The sequence below is a fragment of the Streptomyces sp. NBC_01017 genome (genome assembly GCF_045162795.1).
GTDB classification, from domain to species: Bacteria; Actinomycetota; Actinomycetes; order Streptomycetales; family Streptomycetaceae; genus Streptomyces; species Streptomyces machairae.
The window spans coordinates 9,146,732-9,164,944 of record NZ_CP108683.1 but is presented as its reverse complement, the minus strand read 5'-3'; the positions used below and the strand labels follow the sequence as shown (position 1 = coordinate 9,164,944).

At 70.7% G+C, this 18,213-nt stretch carries 15 protein-coding genes and 1 pseudogene; 13 read left to right on the top strand and 3 right to left on the bottom strand.

The window, feature by feature from the left end:
• Positions 1-118: 118 nt before the first annotated feature.
• Positions 119-1,483 (top strand): esterase-like activity of phytase family protein, encoded by a 1,365-nt coding sequence (locus OG331_RS41995; protein ID WP_406206929.1) that lies wholly within the window; start codon positions 119-121, stop codon positions 1,481-1,483.
• Positions 1,484-1,524: 41 nt separating this feature from the next.
• On the opposite strand, the gene OG331_RS41990 is transcribed toward OG331_RS41995, so the two are convergent.
• Positions 1,525-1,824 carry a hypothetical protein gene (locus OG331_RS41990; RefSeq protein WP_406206926.1) on the bottom strand — a complete coding sequence of 100 codons (300 nt, stop codon included), beginning with the start codon at positions 1,822-1,824 and terminating at the stop codon, positions 1,525-1,527.
• Positions 1,825-2,220: 396 nt separating this feature from the next.
• Positions 2,221-3,387 carry a xylose isomerase gene (gene xylA, locus OG331_RS41985; RefSeq protein WP_406206923.1) on the bottom strand — a complete coding sequence of 389 codons (1,167 nt, stop codon included), beginning with the start codon at positions 3,385-3,387 and terminating at the stop codon, positions 2,221-2,223.
• Between the two features lie 191 nt (positions 3,388-3,578).
• On the opposite strand from xylA, the gene xylB reads away from it, so the two are divergent.
• The 12 genes and pseudogenes from xylB to OG331_RS41925 form a co-directional block, all read left to right on the top strand.
• Complete coding sequence (xylB, locus tag OG331_RS41980; RefSeq protein WP_406206920.1) at positions 3,579-5,024, top strand: xylulokinase; 1,446 nt, start codon at positions 3,579-3,581, stop codon at positions 5,022-5,024.
• Between the two features lie 24 nt (positions 5,025-5,048).
• The gene (locus tag OG331_RS41975; protein ID WP_406206918.1) at positions 5,049-6,257 is read left to right on the top strand and encodes an ROK family protein; all 1,209 of its coding nucleotides are present in this window, start codon (positions 5,049-5,051) and stop codon (positions 6,255-6,257) included.
• Between the two features lie 373 nt (positions 6,258-6,630).
• The gene (locus OG331_RS41970; protein WP_406206915.1) at positions 6,631-7,641 is read left to right on the top strand and encodes an acetamidase/formamidase family protein; all 1,011 of its coding nucleotides are present in this window, start codon (positions 6,631-6,633) and stop codon (positions 7,639-7,641) included.
• 158 nt (positions 7,642-7,799) lie between these two features.
• Complete coding sequence (locus OG331_RS41965) at positions 7,800-8,399, top strand: N-acetylmuramoyl-L-alanine amidase (RefSeq protein WP_406206912.1); 600 nt, start codon at positions 7,800-7,802, stop codon at positions 8,397-8,399.
• A gap of 118 nt (positions 8,400-8,517) precedes the next feature.
• Entirely contained in the window at positions 8,518-9,795 is a 1,278-nt protein-coding gene (locus OG331_RS41960) for a GAF domain-containing protein (protein WP_406210659.1), read from the top strand.
• A gap of 142 nt (positions 9,796-9,937) precedes the next feature.
• Positions 9,938-11,461, top strand: a complete 1,524-nt coding sequence (locus tag OG331_RS41955) for an aldehyde dehydrogenase family protein (RefSeq protein WP_406206910.1) — start codon at positions 9,938-9,940, stop codon at positions 11,459-11,461.
• A gap of 160 nt (positions 11,462-11,621) precedes the next feature.
• The gene (locus tag OG331_RS41950; RefSeq protein WP_406206909.1) at positions 11,622-12,161 is read left to right on the top strand and encodes a hypothetical protein; all 540 of its coding nucleotides are present in this window, start codon (positions 11,622-11,624) and stop codon (positions 12,159-12,161) included.
• Between the two features lie 315 nt (positions 12,162-12,476).
• Positions 12,477-13,217 carry a hypothetical protein gene (locus OG331_RS41945; protein ID WP_406206906.1) on the top strand — a complete coding sequence of 247 codons (741 nt, stop codon included), beginning with the start codon at positions 12,477-12,479 and terminating at the stop codon, positions 13,215-13,217.
• Entirely contained in the window at positions 13,214-14,602 is a 1,389-nt protein-coding gene (locus OG331_RS41940; RefSeq protein ID WP_406206903.1) for a hypothetical protein, read from the top strand. The genes OG331_RS41945 and OG331_RS41940 overlap by 4 nt, the downstream gene beginning before the upstream one ends.
• Positions 14,603-14,740: 138 nt before the next feature.
• Positions 14,741-15,358 carry a hypothetical protein gene (locus tag OG331_RS41935; RefSeq protein WP_406206900.1) on the top strand — a complete coding sequence of 206 codons (618 nt, stop codon included), beginning with the start codon at positions 14,741-14,743 and terminating at the stop codon, positions 15,356-15,358.
• Positions 15,359-16,280: 922 nt separating this feature from the next.
• Positions 16,281-16,763 (top strand): hypothetical protein, encoded by a 483-nt coding sequence (locus OG331_RS41930; protein ID WP_406206897.1) that lies wholly within the window; start codon positions 16,281-16,283, stop codon positions 16,761-16,763.
• Positions 16,764-17,412: 649 nt separating this feature from the next.
• Positions 17,413-17,658 (top strand): annotated as a pseudogene (locus OG331_RS41925) (radical SAM protein); the annotation flags it as partial.
• Between the two features lie 31 nt (positions 17,659-17,689).
• Here OG331_RS41925 and OG331_RS41920 read toward each other — a convergent pair.
• Positions 17,690-18,199, bottom strand: coding sequence for a pyridoxamine 5'-phosphate oxidase family protein (locus OG331_RS41920; RefSeq protein WP_406206895.1), 510 nt, complete (start codon positions 18,197-18,199; stop codon positions 17,690-17,692).
• Positions 18,200-18,213: the final 14 nt, after the last annotated feature.

Here is an 18,213-nt window from a genome sequence, read left to right as displayed (position 1 = left end):
GAGAGCGACCTCGACTCGACGAGCGGCCGTCGCCCCGCGTTCATCCCTCGGACGAACCGCGTTACGCCTGAGCTCCAAATCTGGCCGCTGTCAAACAACTTGGTCTTCAGGAGGCCCGATGCCCCCGCACGCCACCGGCCGGCGCCACGCCCAACGTCTCGTCGCCGCGGGCGTACCCCTCGCCGTGATCGCGGCGCTCGCGGCCACCGGCCCCGCCGCAGGTGCGGGGGACGAGGGCAGCGTCGCGAGCAAGAGCCGCGCCGCACACGTCGTACACACGGCGACCCTCGGCGACATCCCGCTCGGCGCGTTCAGCAACACACTGCTGCCGGGCAGCGTGGACAACGACCGGGGTGTGGACCTGGGCGGCATCGGCAGCGACATCTACCCGGCGGGCCGCAAGGGCGAGTTCTGGACCGTCACCGACCGCGGCCCCAACGGCCAGATCAAGGTGGACGGCACGAAGCGGCGGACGTTCCCCGTGCCGGGCTTCGATCCGGCGATCGTGAAGATCCGGGTGGCCGGAGACACCGTGCGGGTGCTGGACGCGATCCCGATCACGACGACGTCCGGGAGGCCCGTCACCGGACTGTCGAACCAGGCGAGCCGCGACGAGGCGCCGTACTCCTATGACGCGCGGACACCGCTTGCGTTCAATCCGAACGGGCTGGACACCGAGGGCATCGTGCGCGCCGCTGACGGGAGCTTCTGGCTCGCCGACGAGTACGGGCCCTCCCTTGTGCACGTCTCCGCGCGCGGGAAGGTCCTCACGCGCTACGTGCCCGAGGGGCTCCGCCTCACCGGCGCGGACTACCCGGTGGTGGAGGCGCTGCCCTCCGTCCTGCTGCACCGGAAGATCAACCGCGGGTTCGAAGGGCTCGCCCAACTGCCCGCCGGTGACCTGGTGATGGCCGTGCAGAGCCCGCTGTCGCTGCCGGACACGGATGCCGGGGAGGCTTCTCGCACCACGCGCCTGCTGCGCTTCTCGCCGAAGAAGAAGGCGGTCACAGCGGAGTACGCGTACCGCTTCGACCCGGTGAACGTGGTGGACCCGAGCGAGGACGACACCTCCGAGCTGAAGATCTCCTCGGTCGTGGCCGTGGGCGGCAACCGGCTGCTGGTCGAGGAGCGCACCGACAAGGCCGCGCGGCTGCACCTGGTGCGCCTGGACCGTGCGGCGAACATCCTCGGCGGTCCCTGGGAGGACGACACGACGTCGCCGTCCCTGGAGCAGCTCGACGACCCGGCGGGCTCGGGTGTGCCGGTGCTGTCCAAGCGGCTGGTCGTCGACCTGGGCACGGTCAAGGGTGTGCCCGGGAAGATCGAGGGCATCGCGCGCGTGGACCGCGACACGCTGGCCCTCATCAACGACAACGACTTCGGGATGACGGACGGCGAGGGTGCGTTCGACGCGCAGGGCAGGCTCGTCGACAGCGGTATCGAGACGTCGGTGATCTACGTGCGGCTGCCGCGCGGCATCTGACGGCCTGAGGCAGTTCGCCCGCAGGAGACGGGAGCGACGCCCTAGGGGAGTTCGTCCGGAAGCGACGGGAGCAGCGATTCGAGATCACTCGGAAAGCCGCTCGGCAGCTCGGTGGGGAATCCTGACGGCAGTTCGGTCGGGAACCCCGACGGCAGTGATGTCGGCAGCTCGCTCGGCAGCTTGCTTGGAAGCTCGGTCGGGATGCTGAAGGACGGCTTGGGCGAGCTGCTCGTGCTCTCGGCGGGCGTCTTCCCGTCGGGCGAGTCGTCGTTCCCGGAGGCCATCAGCACCACGGCCACCACTGCTCCGACGACCACGATCGCGGCGAGCAGGATGACCAACGGAGTCCGCCGCCTTGGTCCGCCGCCTCCGTCGGGTGATTCCGGGGGCGGCCAAGCACCGTACGTGGGTGGGCCGCTGTCCCCCGGAGGGGGGCCGTAGCCTCCAGGAGGCGGTCCGAAGCCACCGCCCGGCGGCGGCGTGTCACCCGGCGGTCCTGGCGGCTGAGGCGGTACGGGCGGCATGGCCATACCGACAAGCCTCGCCTCGTCCCGGCCAGGACGCGAGCCCTTCTCGGGAGTTGATACGGGCCCATGCCGTGGAGCGCATGGTTCCGGAACATTCCGCGCGGAGACCGGTCGATTACCGGCACCAATTGCCGGCACCCTCTGCCCGTCCCGCGTGTGACTGGCCTCTGCGCAAGCAGGTCACACGCGGTCGGGCACACGCGCGTGGCCTCAGCCGCGCGCTCCCAGCAGGTGATCCATCGCCAGCTGGTCGAGGTGCTCGAAGGCCATCCCGCGCGCGGCCGCCGCCTCGACGTCGAACTCCTCGAACGCTGCGCGGTCCGCGAGCAGCGACTTCAGGCCGTCCGCCGCCGTCGGCTGCGCCAGCTCGTCCAGGCGTGCGGCACGCAGAGCCTCCTGGACCTCCGGGTCGGCACGGAAGGCGGCCGAACGCTCCTTGAGGATGAGGTAGTTGCGCATGCAGCCCGCGGCCGACGCCCACACTCCGTCGAGGTCCTCCGTCCGCGGCGGCTTGAAGTCGAAGTGGCGGGGCCCGCTGTAACCGGCGCTCTCCAGGAGGTCGACCAGCCAGAAGGCGGCACGCAGGTCGCCCGCGCCGAAGCGCAGGTCCTGGTCGTACTTGATGCCGGACTGGCCATTGAGGTCGATGTGGAAGAGCTTGCCCGCCCACAGCGCCTGCGCGATGCCGTGCGGGAAGTTGAGGCCGGCCATCTGCTCGTGCCCGACCTCGGGGTTGACGCCGTACAGCTCCGGCCGCTCCAGGCGCTCGATGAACGCAAGCGCGTGGCCGACGGTCGGGAGCAGGATGTCGCCGCGCGGCTCGTTCGGCTTGGGTTCGATGGCGAACTTGAGGTCGTAGCCCTGGGAGGTGACGTACTCGCCGAGGAGGTCGAAAGCCTCCTTCATGCGGTCGAGAGCCACGCGTACGTCCTTGGCGGCGCCGGACTCGGCGCCCTCGCGCCCGCCCCAGGCGACGTAGGTCCTGGCGCCCAGTTCGGCCGCCAAGTCGATGTTGCGGATCGTCTTGCGCAGGGCGTATCGGCGCACGTCGCGGTCGTTGGCGGTGAATGCGCCGTCCTTGAAGACGGGGTGGGTGAAGAGGTTCGTGGTGGCCATCGGCACCTTCATGCCGGTGGCGTCGAGGGCCTCGCGGAAGCGCTTGATGTGCGCCTCGCGCTCGGTGTCCGAGGACCCGAAGGGGATCAGGTCGTCGTCGTGGAAGGTGACGCCGTGGGCGCCGAGCTCGGCCAGGCGCTGCACCGTCTCGACCGGGTCGAGGGCCCGGCGGGTGGCGTCACCGAAGGGGTCCCGTCCCTGCCAGCCGACGGTCCACAGGCCGAAGGTGAACCTGTCCTCGGGGGTGGGCTGGTAGCTCATGCCGCGGCTCCTCGCTTGCTGACGACTGCTTGCTACGACTATTTCGTCATGGCTGTTTACAAATTAGTATGCCGACGCGTCCCTGGGAAGGGACAAGATGTCCCCGAAGGGGTGAGGTCCGGGTCGTGACGCTCCGGGCACCCTCGAAACAGCAGGTCGGTTCCCGCAGAGCCGCGGAAAGGGAGAGCCCGATGTCAGCAGCCGAGGGTCCGCTCGTCGTCGGCGTGGACACGTCCACCCAATCCACCAAGGCGCTGGTCGTCGACGCGTCGACCGGGCAGGTCGTCGCGAGCGGCCAGGCGCCGCACACGGTGTCCTCCGGCGCCGCGCGCGAGAGCGATCCACGCCAGTGGTGGGACGCCCTGTGCGAGGCGCTGCGCCAGTGCGGCGAAGCCGCGCACGAGGCCGCGGCAGTGTCGATCGGCGGGCAGCAGCACGGCCTGGTCACGCTGGACGACCGGGGCGAGCCGGTGCGTCCGGCTCTGTTGTGGAACGACGTGCGCTCGGCGCCGCAGGCCAGCCGACTGACCGAGGAACTGGGCGGCGCGAAGTTCTGGGCCGAGCGCACGGGCTCCGTTCCGGCGGCCTCGTTCACGGTCACCAAGTGGGCATGGCTTGCGGAGAACGAGCCGGAGTCCGTCCGGGCCACCAAGGCCGTACGTCTCCCCCACGACTACCTCACCGAACGCCTCACGGGGCAGGGCACCACCGACCGCGGCGACGCCTCCGGTACGGGCTGGTGGGCGTCGGCGACGGAGGCGTACGACGAGGAGATCCTCGCGCGCGTGGGGCTCGACCCGGCGATGCTGCCCCGTGTGGTCCGGCCCGGGGAGATCGCGGGCACCGTGCGCGACAGCCATGAGCTGCCGTTCTCCAAGGGCACCCTGGTCGCACCCGGCACCGGTGACAACGCCGCCGCGGCACTCGGCCTCGGCCTTCGGCCCGGCATGCCCGTACTGAGCCTCGGCACCTCGGGCACGGTGTACGCCGTGTCGAGGCGGCGCCCCGCCGACCCGTCCGGCACCGTGGCGGGCTTCGCCGACGCGCACGGCGACTGGCTGCCGCTTGCCTGCACCCTGAACTGCACGCTCGCCGTCGACCGCCTCGCCACCCTGCTGGGCCTCGACCGCGAGGCCGTGGAACCCACCACGGGCCTCACGCTCCTGCCCTACCTGGACGGCGAACGCACCCCGAACCTGCCGAACGCCTCCGGTGTGCTGCACGGCCTCCGTCACGACACGACCGCCGGCCAGCTCCTGCAGGCCGCCTACGACGGCGCCGTCCACGCGCTGCTCGGCGCCCTGGACCTGGTTCTGGACGAGGACGCGGACCGCTCCGCCCCGCTGCTGCTGATCGGCGGCGGCGCACGGGGGACGGCCTGGCAGCAGACCGTACGACGGCTGTCGGGGCGGCCGGTGCAGGTCCCCGAGGCCAGGGAACTGGTCGCGCTCGGCGCCGCGGCCCAGGCGGCCGGCCTGCTGACCGGCGAGGATCCGGCCGCGGTCGCCCGGCGTTGGAACACCACGCGCGGGCCGGTGCTGGACGCCGTGGAGCGGGACGACGAGACGCTGGCCAGGATCAGCGGGGTACTCTCCGACGCGGCCCCGCTGCTGGAGCGGAGCCCCGAGGCTCACTGAGGACTGACGAGGATTGACGGAGGCATGACCGCACCGCTGCACGAAGCCCACCCGACCGGAGCCGGGCGCGCGCTGCCGAACACCCAGCAGGGCATGCGCCGCCGCAACCTCGCCCGGGTGATGCACACCGTCAGCGCCAACGGTCCGCTCTCGCGTGCCGCCGTCGCCTCCCGGATCGGGCTGACGCGCGCGGCTGTGTCTACCCTCGTCGACGAGCTGATCCGCTCGGGACTACTGGAGGAACTCGGTCCCGAGCGGCCCGGCCGGGTGGGCCGCCCCGGCTCGGCGCTGGCCGTCAGCGGGCACGGTCCGGCCGGAATCGGGGCGGAGGTCGGCGTCGACCATCTCGCCGTCTGCGCGGTCGATCTGCGCGGCGTGGTGCGGTCCAGGGCGGTGCGGCACGGCGCGAATCGGGGCCGGGCGCCCGCACCGGTGATCGAGGAACTCGGCGAGTTGGTGCGCCGAGTCGTCACCGAGGCCGAGCACGAGGGGTTGTGGCCAGCCGGCCTGGCGGTCGCTGTGCCGGGTCTGGTGGCTCGGGACGCGCGCACGGTCGTCCGTGCTCCGAACCTCGACTGGCGGGACGCGGACCTCGGCGGTCTGCTGCCCGTGGACTTCCCGCTGAGCGTGGGCAACGAGGCCAACTTCGGCGCGCTCGCCGAACTCTGGCTGGGCGACGGTACTCCGCGCGACTTCGTGCACGTGTCGGCGGAGATCGGTATCGGTGCGGCGGTCGTGGTGGACGGCGGGCTGCTGCGCGGAACGCACGGTTTCGCGGGCGAGTTGGGGCATGTGCCGGTCCAGCCGGACGGACCCGCGTGTCCGTGCGGGGGGCGCGGATGCCTTGAGCAGTACGCGGGTGAGGAGGCGGTGCTGCGCGCGGCCGGACTGGAGCCGGGCGAGGACCGCGTCGGCCTGCTCGCCGACCGTGCCGCCGAAGGCGACGAGGACGTACGGCGCGCCCTGCACGACGCGGGAACGGCGCTCGGCATCGCACTGACGGGCGCGGTCAATCTGCTGGACCCGGAGAGCGTGGTGCTGGGCGGCGCGCTGGCCGGACTGGCCCCCTGGCTGCTGCCGTCGCTGGAGGCCGAGCTGGACCGGCGCACCGCGGGGCCGGCCTGTCCGGTCTCCGTGTCGCAGCTGGGCCCCGAGGGGCCGTTGCTGGGCGCAGCGCACTCCGTGGTGCGGGCCGTGCTGGACGATCCGGCGGGGGTGGCGGAGCGGGCCTGAACCCCGACGGAGCCGGGCACGTAGCCAAGCCGGCTCCCGGACGTCCGGCGGCAACATGCCTGATGCGATTCCATACGGGCCCGATTCCAGATTCCGCACCAGATCCGATTCCAGATTCCACAACGGGCCGGGTTCCAGGCTGAGTTCACTCGTGTGAGTGAGCGGGTTATCCACAATCCCGCGGCTGTCCACGGAAATCGACGCTCGCTTCTGCCCAACCCGGCAGCGCCGTACCGTGAATCACGTGAGCCGCGGTCAGCGCATGGCTACGGCACGACGCGATCGTTCCATTTCCCACCTGCCCCACATGCGATACCTGCCCCACTTGTCCGACCCATCCCACCGGCCTTCCGCAGAACGGAGCTGTGCAGCGATGAGCGACCCCAGGATCCTGACCGTGCGCCCCGAGCCCGGCGAGTACGCGTGGACGTTCGGCGGCGCACCGCCTGTGGCCCGCATCGCGCCCGGGACGGTGCTCGATCTGTACACGGAGGACTGCTTCGCCGGGCGGGTGCGGTCGGAGAAGGACCTGGTGTCCCAGGTGTGCGAGTTTCCCTATCTCAACCCGCAGACCGGACCGTTCCACATCGAGGGCGCCGAGCCGGGCGACACCGTGGCCGTGCACTTCGTATCGATCGAACCGGCACGGGACTGGGCCGCGTCGACCACGGTCCCCTTGTTCGGCGCGCTCACCTCGACGCACACCACGGCCACGCTGCAACCGCCTCTGCCGGAGACTGTGTGGATCTGGCAGCTCGACCGGGCACGACGTACGGCGTTGTTCCGGGCCCACGACAGTGACATCGAGGCGGAACTGCCCATGGACCCGATGCACGGCACCGTGGGGGTGGCCCCCGCACATCTGGAAGTACGCTCCGCCCTGGTGCCCGACGCGCACGGCGGGAACATGGACACGCCCGAGATGCGGGCGGGCGTGACCTGCTATCTCGGGGTGAACGTCGAGGGCGCGCTCCTCAGTCTCGGTGACGGACACGCCCGGCAGGGCGAGGGCGAGACCTGCGGCGTCGCCGTCGAGTGCGCGATGAACACCGTGGTGATCGTCGAACTGCTCAAGGGAGTTGCCACACCATGGCCCCGCATCGAGTCGGACACCCACATCATCGCGACGGGTTCGGCCCGGCCGCTGGAGGACGCGTTCCGGATATCCCAGCTCGACCTGGTGCAGTGGCTCGTGCGTGACTACGGGTTCAGCGAGCTGGACGCCTACCAGTTCGCGACCCAGGTCGTCGAGTCGCCGCTGGCCAACGTGTGCGACACCAACTACACGTGCGTGGCCAAGATCCGCAAGGAGTGGCTGCCGGCACGCGAGACGCACCGCGGAGTGCACGCGCAACTTCGCGAGACGGCAGCGACTCTGAGTTGAGCGCCCCGGCCGAACTCAACGGCTGAGGGCCGGGGCCAACCCAGGCCGCTGAGCGCCCCCGGCCGACCTGAACCGCTGAGCAAGCCGGCCAACCTGTGCCGAAGGCGCAATTCCCTGACGCTGAAAGACAGACCGCCGCCCCTGAAAGGGAAACCCCTTTGAAACGCGCAAGACCACGCCCCACCCGTCGGCTGATCCTCCAAGGCACCGCACTCGCCGCACTCCCGTATGTCCTGCTCCCCGAGCGACCGGCCGGTGCGCATGCCCCTGCACCGGACTACGCGCTCGCTGTGTGGCGCCCGGCGAGCGCCGCCAACTACACGGTGGCGAACCACTCAGCGGCCCGTCCTGTCGATCGGGTGATCATCCACGTGACTCAGACGATCTACACCAAGACCCTGTTCGTCTTCGAGAACCCCAGGCAACACGTGTCCGCGCACTACGTCGTCCGGTCGGCCGACGGACACACGTCACAGTGCGTCCGCGAGGCGGACATCGCCTGGCACGCCGGGGACTGGGAGCACAACAGGCGCAGCATCGGCATTGAGCACGAGGGCTGGGTCGACGAGCCCGCCTACTTCACCGGCGTCATGTACGAGACGTCGGCCCGGCTCACGGCTGCCATCTGCACCAGGTACGGCATACCGAAGGACCGGGAACACATAATCGGCCACCATGACGTGCCGGGCACCGACCACACCGATCCCGGCCCCCACTGGGACTGGGAGCGCTACATACGGTTGGTCAACGCGGCCTGAAGTGTCACATGGCGTCACCGGCATGGCCATCGTTCGGGTGACCCGGGTCGAAAAGGTTGTCCGCGTGCGCACCCGGAGTGACGATGTCCTCAGCCGCATCGCCTTCCGGGAGGCCGAGTTGACCGATCCATGGGTGGCCCTGGAGCCGGGGGCCGACCCTGCCGAGCGGATACGGGTGCTGCGTCATGCGCATGAGACGTTCACCGAGGTGGGCACGGTGCCGAAGCCGGTACGTGCCGTGGTGGCCGACTCGTGGCGGCGTTCGGCGCGGGCGGGTGTGGGCCCGGACGTTACCGCCAGCGTGGAGCTGGCGGACGGCGATCTCGGCGCCTATCGCGCGGAACATCCGCTGGCGCGGGTGATGCCGTTGTTCCGGGAGCTGTTGGGCACGTTCGCCGCCGACGGGGAGCATCTGCTCGCGGTGTGCGACGCGCACGGCAGGCTGCTGTGGGTCGAGGGCGATCCGACGACCCGGCGCAGGGCGGGACGGATGAACTTCGTGCCGGGTGCGCGGTGGGCGGAGTCCGCGGTGGGGACGAACGCGCCGGGCACGGCGGTCGCGGTGGACCGGCCGGTGCAGGTGTTCGCGGCCGAGCACTTCATCCGCCGGGTGCAGCCCTGGACCTGTGCGGCAGCACCGGTGCACGATCCACGCACGGGACGGGTGCTGGGGGCGGTGGACATCACCGGCGGCGACGGGCTTGCGCATCCGCACAGCCTGGGGTTCGTGCAGGCGGTGGCGCGTGCCGCGGAGTCCCAACTGGCGCTGCTCGCCCCGCGGGTGCAGACCACCGACACGCCCGAGCTGTGCGCTCTGGGCCGCGACGAGGCGCAGTTGCGCATCGGAGGCCGCCGGATCAGGCTCAGTCGTCGGCACAGCGAGATCCTGGTGCTGCTGGCGCGCCACCCGGAGGGGCTGACCGGTGACGAGTTGCTGTGTGCGCTGTACGAGGACGAGTCGGTGACGCCCGTTACCCTGCGGGCCGAACTGGCCCGGCTGCGCCGGATCGTCGCTCCCGGGCTGCTCGGCTCCCGGCCCTACCGGCTCACGGTGCCGGTCGAGTCGGACGTGACGGTCGTCGAACGCCGTCTGGATGCCGGTGCGGTCACTGGTGCGGCCATGGCATACGCCGGCCCGCTGCTGCCCGGCTCCCAGGCACCGGCGGTGGTGCGGCTCCGGCGGCGCCTCGCGGACGGGGTCCGTACGGCGTTGATCGCCCGCCGTGATCCCGACCTGCTGGCGGACTGGGCGCACGCGCCATGGGGCGAGGACGACCTCGACGTATGGCGAGCACTCGCGGCGGTGCGTCCGACGTCGGCGGTACGGTCGCGGCTGACCGCGCTGGAGTACGAACTCTCAGCACCGCATGCTTGGCAGCGCCGTGCGACCCGCTGACCCGCCTCCGGCGCGCTGACAGAACCCTCGGTGCTCCGGCAGAACCCCAGGCGCGCGCAACGTACTTGCAACCTCGCCGTCCCTAGCCTCGCGCCGAGAGCTGCCCAACGGCGGGCAGCGCTTCTTCGGGAGGCAGAGCAGCATGACCCGTTACACGGCGCCCGGCACCGAGGGTGCGATCGTCTCCTACCAGGCGCGCTACGACCACTTCATCGGCGGTGAGTACGTGCCGCCGATCCGGGGGCAGTACTTCGAGAACCCGTCGCCGGTGAACGGGCAGCCGTTCACCGAGATCGCGCGGGGCACGGCGGAGGACGTGGAGCGGGCGCTCGACGCGGCGCACGCGGCCGCCCCCGCGTGGGGCCGCACGTCGGTGACCGAGCGGGCCGACATACTGCTCAAGATCGCCGACCGTATGGCGGCGAACCTTGAGCAGTTGGCGGTGGCCGAGAGCTGGGAGAACGGCAAGCCGGTACGCGAGACGCTGGCAGCGGACATTCCGCTGGCCATCGACCACTTCCGCTACTTCGCGGGCGCGATCAGGGCGCAGGAGGGGTCGCTCGGCGAGGTCGACGACGACACGGTGGCGTACCACTTCCACGAGCCGTTGGGCGTGGTCGCGCAGATCATCCCGTGGAACTTCCCGATTCTCATGGCGACATGGAAGCTCGCCCCCGCGCTGGCGGCCGGCAACGCGGTCGTACTCAAGCCGGCCGAGCAGACCCCTGCGTCCATTCACTACTGGCTCAGCCTGGTCGCCGACCTGCTCCCGCCCGGCGTGCTCAACATCGTCAACGGCTTCGGCGTGGAGGCGGGCAAGCCGCTGGCGTCGAGCCCCAGGGTGGCCAAAGTGGCGTTCACCGGTGAGACCACGACCGGCCGGCTGATCATGCAGTACGCCTCGGAGAACATCACTCCGGTCACCCTCGAACTCGGCGGCAAGTCCCCGAACATCTTCTTCGACGACGTCTGGGCGGCGAACGACGACTTCCGGGACAAGGCGCTCGAGGGCTTCACCATGTTCGCGCTCAACCAGGGCGAGGTGTGCACGTGCCCGTCCCGGGCCCTCGTCCAACGCGGCCAGTACGCCGACTTCATGGAGGCGGCGATCGCCCGCACCGAGCAGATCAAGACCGGTCACCCGCTCGACACGGACACGATGATCGGCGCGCAGGCCTCCAACGACCAGTTGGAGAAGATCCTCTCGTACCTGGACATCGGTCGGCAGGAAGGCGCCAGGGTTCTCACGGGCGGCGAACGCATCGAGCACGACGGCGAGTTGAAGGGCGGCTACTACGTCCAGCCGACGATCTTCGAGGGCGACAACCGCATGCGGATCTTCCAGGAGGAGATCTTCGGCCCGGTCGTCTCGGTGACGTCCTTCGACGACTTCGACGACGCCATCAAGATCGCCAACGACACGCTGTACGGCCTCGGCGCGGGCGTATGGACCCGCGACATCAACACCGCGTACCGCGCGGGCCGCGCGATCCAGGCGGGGCGTGTGTGGACGAACTGCTATCACGCGTACCCGGCGCATGCGGCGTTCGGCGGCTACAAGGGCTCGGGCATCGGGCGTGAGACGCACAAGATGATGCTGGAGCACTACCAGCAGACCAAGAACCTGCTGGTGTCGTACGCGCCGAAGAAGCTGGGCTTCTTCTAGGCGCAGGAAGAAGGGCGCCTGACCAGGCAAAATGCCTGGTCAGGCGCCCTTCGGAGTGCACGGCCGAGTGGTAGGTCGAAATACGCGCCTACTCGCGAGGCAGGCGCCAGGTTGAGAATCCTTGGGCCGGGGGGCTGCTCCTCCGCCTAGGATCCCGATCATGTTCAAGTCAGGGGTGGGGTTCCTCGCGCTGTTCGGGCTCGGCTGGTGGCTGCTGGGCTCGAGCGCATTCGACGGGGTGACGCGGCAAGTTCTGGTCGTAGGTGGCTGTGCCGTTGCGGTGGGGCTGATGCTCGCCGCGCGCCGTTTTCTCCCCTCATCGGCAGGGGGGCCATTTCCTGTCGGCCGGCGTCGGCGGTTCAACCAGATCAACGGGCTTCAGTGGCTGCTGATCATCGCCATCGCCGTAGTCTGCGGTCAGGTCGGCGTGCCGGTGCTCATTCCCCCGCTGGTCGCGCTTGTCGTGGGGCTCCACTTCCTGCCGTTGGCGTCGGTGTTCGAGCAGCCCCGACTGCGGATACCGGCGGCCCTGTTGATCGCTTCCGGGGCTGCGGGCATGACCGTCTGGCTCACGAACGGCCCGGACGAGACCGTTCGCCTCGTGGTGGGCCTTGCTTCTGCGCTCTCCCTGTGGGGCATGGCGATATGGACAGTCGCGGGGGCGGCATCCGCTGCCGACCAAGGGGTAGTCAATGGGTAGTCAATGAGGTATCTGGCGGGGCGTGACAGCCACCCTGTGCTGGTGGCAGAGCGCGTACGCGTGCACAAGATCCGTTCGACCCCGCTCCTCCTTGAGAGTACGAGGCGGTGCCGCCCCATCGGGTCCTGGTCGTGCAGCGTCCGGCGGGGCGCCGGCGGCCTCGGCGCCGCCATTTCCCGACGGCAACTGCCTTTTCCCCGGGGTGACTTCCTTGGCCCCTCGTGCAGCTCTAGGCTCGTGACGCGGGTTCCGCGGGGGAACTTTGCCGTCCGTGGACCGGGGGCGACGTGGATGTGCCGACGCTGATCCTGCTGGGTGCGGTGGGAGGTGTGCTGCGCGGGGGTCGTCGACCTCTACATCCAGTTCGCGAACTGGCGTTCGGCTCGCGGCGCCCATCAGCGCGAACAGCTGTCGGAGCACGTGAGACCCCGCCTGACGCAGTACTTCGACCCGGCCGTCGACCTGGCCGCGGCCGGCGTGCACAGTGTGATGGGCGCCGGGATGGCGGTCCTGTTCGGCACCACGGGCCAGATCAGCGGCCCGTACGCGGCCATCGTCGTCGGCGCCTCCGCCCCGGTGCTCCTGACCCAGCTGGCCCGCATCCAGTCGGTGAGCGAGGCCCTGGGGGGCGGGCAGGCGGGTGCGGGCCCGGCCGACCCATCAGCCGGAGTGGGCGCCGGACCGGCCGAGCCCGCGGTGACCATGGGGGCCGGCCCGGTCGATCCCACCGTGACCATGGGCGCCGGCCCGGTCGATCCCGTTCAGCGGCCCGTGCCGTCCATGGTGCAGCCAACGCTCCCCGAGCAGGGGGCTGCCGTACGCGACGAGCCGCAGGCTGCCGCCGCCTCAGGGGCTGCCGCGCTTCAGCCCGACGCCGAAGCGGGACAGTCGCAGCGGACGTCGTCGCACCTGCGGTCCGCCGCTTTCCGGCAGGACACGGAGACGGCCCAGCCGCACCCGAACGGGCAGCCCGCCGATCCTGGACATGGCCATGGTGGCCGGGGGACGCCGCCGCTGAGGCATGAGCGGGCCGCCGGTGAGGAGGGGAGGCCATGACCACGCGCCCCTCCGTGAGCCGCCGTATCGCCGCGGCGGTACTCGGCGTGGAACGCCCCGGCCGCGGACCGCGGGACGCCACCGCCCGTCGCGACCTGCCCTACGGCCGTCGCCTGCTGGCCGCGGTGCTCGGTGTGCGAGCGGGGGCACGACCGGTCCCGGCCCGGCCGAAGACCCGGGCGCGGATCGAGGAGGCGGACGTGAGCTCTGCCGGGGCCCGGATCGACGAAGCGGACGCGAGCTCTGTCGGGGCCCGGATCGACGAGGCGGACGCGAGCTCTGCCGGGGCACGGTTTGAGACGTCGGCCGAGACACGGGCCGGGGTGGTCACGAACCCGAGGCTCCGACCTCCCTCGCAGAACGAGACATCCGAGCTTCCGACCACACCGGTGGCCCCTCTGCCCTCGGTTGCTGTGGAGCCGGACTCGCCCCCTCACCCACCGGTGGAACGGGAGGAGTCGTGGGAACGCGTCGGCCCCGAGGAGCCGCCGTCGACCCCGCCACGGCGTCCGCCCCGAAGGTCGTACGCAGGGGTGGGGGTGCGCAGCACTCCACAACATCTGCTGGTAGAGGACCGCCGGGACTACGAGCGGCTCCTCGACGAGGCTCTGTACACCGCACCGGACCGCCAGGGACTGACGGCCGTCGGCCGACGGCTCCACCCCGAACAGCTGCGCACCATGGCTCTCAACGCAATCCCGATCATCACCGCTGCCGCGGCGACGGAGTACCAGCACTACGTCCGTGTCCGCGAGGAACTGCGCGACCCTGCGGCGCACCCGCGAGGGTCCGACGTCACCGAGGCGGTGCCGGCCAGCAACATGCGAGCCGTCGAAGAGACGACGGGCGCGGGTGCGCTCGCCGTCGCGGTGGTCCTGACGCCCGTGCTGGCGGGCACCGCCGCGACGATCTTCCTCGGCGTCGGCCACCTCCTGGAGCTCGTGGGCCGTGCCTCCTCCTTCAGCGGCGGCCTCATCACCACAGGATGGGTCTTCGGCGCCGTCACGGCGGCAGCGGTCCTGGTCGCCGCCGTCGGGCTCCTGCTCAGCGCCCTCCGCAATCGGCCGCCGACCGAGACCGGGGAGTACAGCGAGTTGAGCGCCGAGGTGGATCGTGCCAAGGAGGCCTGGCGCGCGGCGCTGCTGGAGCGCGGCATCCACCCCTTCCTGCGGGATGCGCTCGCCGATCCCGGCACGGCATCGGCGCAGTATCGAGCCACGTCCTCGGGCGGCCGCATCCCTCAACTCGGATACAGCCGCCCGGGCTTCAGCAGCCCGGAGGACGAAACCGAGCCGGGGCCGCGCCCGAGCTTCACCAGCAGGGACTTCACGAGTCCTGACTTCACCGGTCCTGACTTCGGAGGCCCCGAACACGAGCCTGAGTAAGTCCCGCACCCCGCATCGCCGTGCCTGGCTGCTGTGAGGCCCGTCCGGTCGAGCATGTGACAGCTCGTTGTATGTGGTTCCGACCGGCCCAGAGGAAAATGGATCTTCGTCCACTGCCGGTTGTGGCAAGGTGCCCGCATGTCCGACCCCATCGCTTACCCGGTCTTCCGCACCACCGACCCCGTACTGGCCCTGCACGTGGCGCGGCAGCTGGTGGCACTGGGCGACCGGCGGTACACGAAGGTTTCCGTGGACGTCGAGCTGCGCACCGCCGGGGAAGTGTTGCGGATACGCGAGGCGCTGCCGGATGCCTGGGTCCGGAAAGAGGACGTCGAGGGCTGGGCGCGGGATCCGTCCGACCCGACGGGCTTGCACGGAGGTGTCCACGCGCCCGAGCTCTCCACTGACCTGGCCTTCCTCTCCTCGCACCTGCCGCTCTGGGCATCGATGGAATACCGGCCCCTGGGCAGCGTTGAGGAAGAGTTCGCTGCCTTGGTGGGCCCGAACATCGGCGAGATCTGGTGGTCGAGCTTGATCTGGCCTGACGTACCGGACCGTGGCATCTACCGCGAAGCCGACAATGCCCGGGTTTCCCTGCTGTTCAATTGCCGCACCACCGAGCTCGACGAACGCGCCGATGACCACACTGTGCTCGTCCATGTGCGCCGCGGGAACCGCGACGGGGCCGAGGAACGGCACGCTTCGTGGCTGGCCGAGCAGATCGGCCAGTCCGTCATCGGCCCACCGCAGGAGTAACCGCCGATCGGCCATGGCTGCGCTCGTCGACGCGCTGGGACAAGGCATGCGCATCGCCGAACCGGCCTTCGGTCCGGCGCCAACGACTGACGGCTCGGGAAGTGGGGCCGCCCCAAGTCCAGGTCACATACCGGGTCGGGCCTCCAGCACCCGGTGCAGCTGTCCGCGGTCGACTCGGACCCGGACTCGGACTGCAGCGCGGCAGTACGCCCTCGGTCGGCGCCGGCGGCGTCCGCGGTCGGCTGCGCGGCCGCGGTCATGGCCGCGGGATCCTTGAGCCTGCGCTCGCCGCCGTCGGAGTGCCGATCGATGAGCCGCGGCAGACGCGCCGTATCGAGGACATCGGCGAGCCCGGCGCCGTGCCGGGGTCGGCCTAGCGGACCGCGATCGGTCGGCACCACGCGGACACCGAGCCGGCCGGTCAGGCCCACGGGCCGCGCGCGGCCAGCCGCAAGGATCCGGGCCCGGTGCATGTGCGTCCGAGCCACACCGCCCCCGTCCGCAGCCCGCCCCCGTCCGCAGCCCACCCCCATCCGCAGCCCGCCCCGGCCGGCTCCCGCCATCGCACGAGCAGCTGCCCGTGCGACATCGGGGCACCGGGTCGGTCAGCGCGAGCGCCGCCGTGCCGCGCTCCGCAGCGCGCTGGACCGAGGCATCCACCATCACCCGGAATCACCCGGAATCACCCGGAATTCGTGCAGACATTCGATCGATGGCTGGGTTGGAGGCCCCTACGGTCCGACCAGGGCTCGGTGAGAGCCGAGCGTGCGGGCGTCCCGGGACGCCCGCACGCCGACTCTGCCGGGATCGGTACCGGAGGTCCGCCATGTCGACACGGGCCACAGGCAGCAGCTAGTCCCGTTTGACACGGTTCGGGCCAGTGGCATGGTGGGAGGCGGGGGTGAGGGTCAGGAGGCTCGGTATGGCATCCGGTTCGGCTTGGCGTTCGGCAGCGCGGCAAATGCCGCTCAGGCTCACCGCCGGTGCGTTCTTTCTCAACTCCGGACTGTCGAAACGCGACGCGGACCAGGCCACCGCTGAGCAACTCCACCAGCTCGCCATCGGCACCTACCCCTTCCTGGGCAAGCTCGACGCTCGGACGTTCACCCGGCAGCTCTCCACCGAGGAGATCGCCATCGGCGCCGCGCTGCTCCTGCCCGTCATCCCTGCCGCCGTGGCCGGGACTGCGCTCACCGCATTCGCCTGCGGCACTCTCGGGCTGTACCTGCGTACGCCGGGCATGCGTCAGGAAGGCGGTCTGCGCCCCACTGAGCTGGGCACCGCGCTGGCCAAGGACGTCTGGTTGCTGGGCATCGGCATCTCCCTCATCGCCGAGGGCGTGACTGGGCACCGGAGCCCCGCGGCCTCTGCCCTCGGGCCGTGGCGCCGCATGCTGCGACGCTGATCAGGCCCTCGCGCCGAGCCTTTCCAGCGCGGAGTCACACGTCCGTCCGGTCGTTGTGCCGGCTCCGTGGCTGACACGCTTTCGATCGTGTCGATGTGCCCCTCGACAGCGGTTTTACAGCTGGGCCGAGGGCGAGAACTTCTGGCCGGCTACGGAAGGCGTCGACGGGGCCCACCCGTTCGCTCCCGCCTCCGGGCTGGTCCCCTTTCTGGCCGCTCAGCGGAGGCTGGACCGTCTTGGAGTTCGGGTTCCAGGGCTACTCCTGGTTGACGACAGCCGGCGCCGCTACCCGGCGGATGTGGCGGTGGTTGAGGACGTTGCCGGCGGCGCTCTGGAAGCGCTCCTGAGTACGTCCTGCACGCGCATCGGATGCCTTGAGCGAGCTGGCAGCGATGCTCGACGTGATGCGCCAGCAGCACAGTGAGCATTAGGGCCGGGTATACGTGCTCGAACGGAGCGACAAATGGGGCGACAAGGCGAGGGGCGCTTCTTGCGAGCAGCTGGTGCTTGAGCGTGCCCTCGGGGATCTCGCGGAGGCGGCCGAACGCAACAGTGGGAGCACGTGTTCCTGCAGCTCGGTTCCCTGCTGGTCCAGTAACACCGCACCAGCCACATGGAGTTCGGGAAACCCTCCGCTGACCAGCAGGGCCTCTTCGACGGCTCCTGCCGGCAGGCGCTTCGTCGCCGCGCCTGCCCGCTGGCCGTCTGCGACTGTCACATCGGCTACGTCCATCTGGAGACCCTGCCGCTGTACGACGTGTTCGCGGGCGGAGTCCCGGAGCGGATACCGGCCGGGCTCCCGGTACCGGCCGGTGATCCGGCGGGAGTCGTCGGCGGCGAGGAGGGCCGCCACGCCGGCCGCATGGGAGGGCCTGCGGATCCGGTCGAAGCCTGATCGCACAGCAGGACTTGTCTTCGCGCCCTTGTCAGGCGCCCTTCGTTCCCTCAGCCCCCTCGTCCACCGCCCAGATCCGGCTGCTCAGGTCCGAGCCGCGTAGGACCTGGACGCGCCAGGGGTCGATGCGCAGCAGGTGGTAGTCGGGGCTGTCGGGGCCGGTGCTCCAGTAGAGGTGTGGGTCGTAGCCGACGCCCGGGGGGCTGTTGCGGTGGTACAGGTTCCAGGCGCGCAGCTTGGTGGCACGGTCGTGTACCCAGGCCGAGACGCTGTCGATGAACACCGCGTCCTGGCGGGGGTGCCAGTACGCGTAGGTCGTGTGGGGGTTGTTCGCCAGGTGGGCGGCCTTGATCGGGGTCCGGAAGACGGCCAGCCAGCCGACGGGGCGCCCATCGGCGGTCTCCCAGACGGGCTGGACGATGCGGGCGCGGGGGCGGTTGTGACGGTCGACGGTGATCATCGTGCAGTAGACAGTCTGCTGGACGTACTCGACGAAGGCGGCCTCGATCTCGGAGAACGAACGCACCTGTGCAGCGCCCATGGCGGTACCTCGGA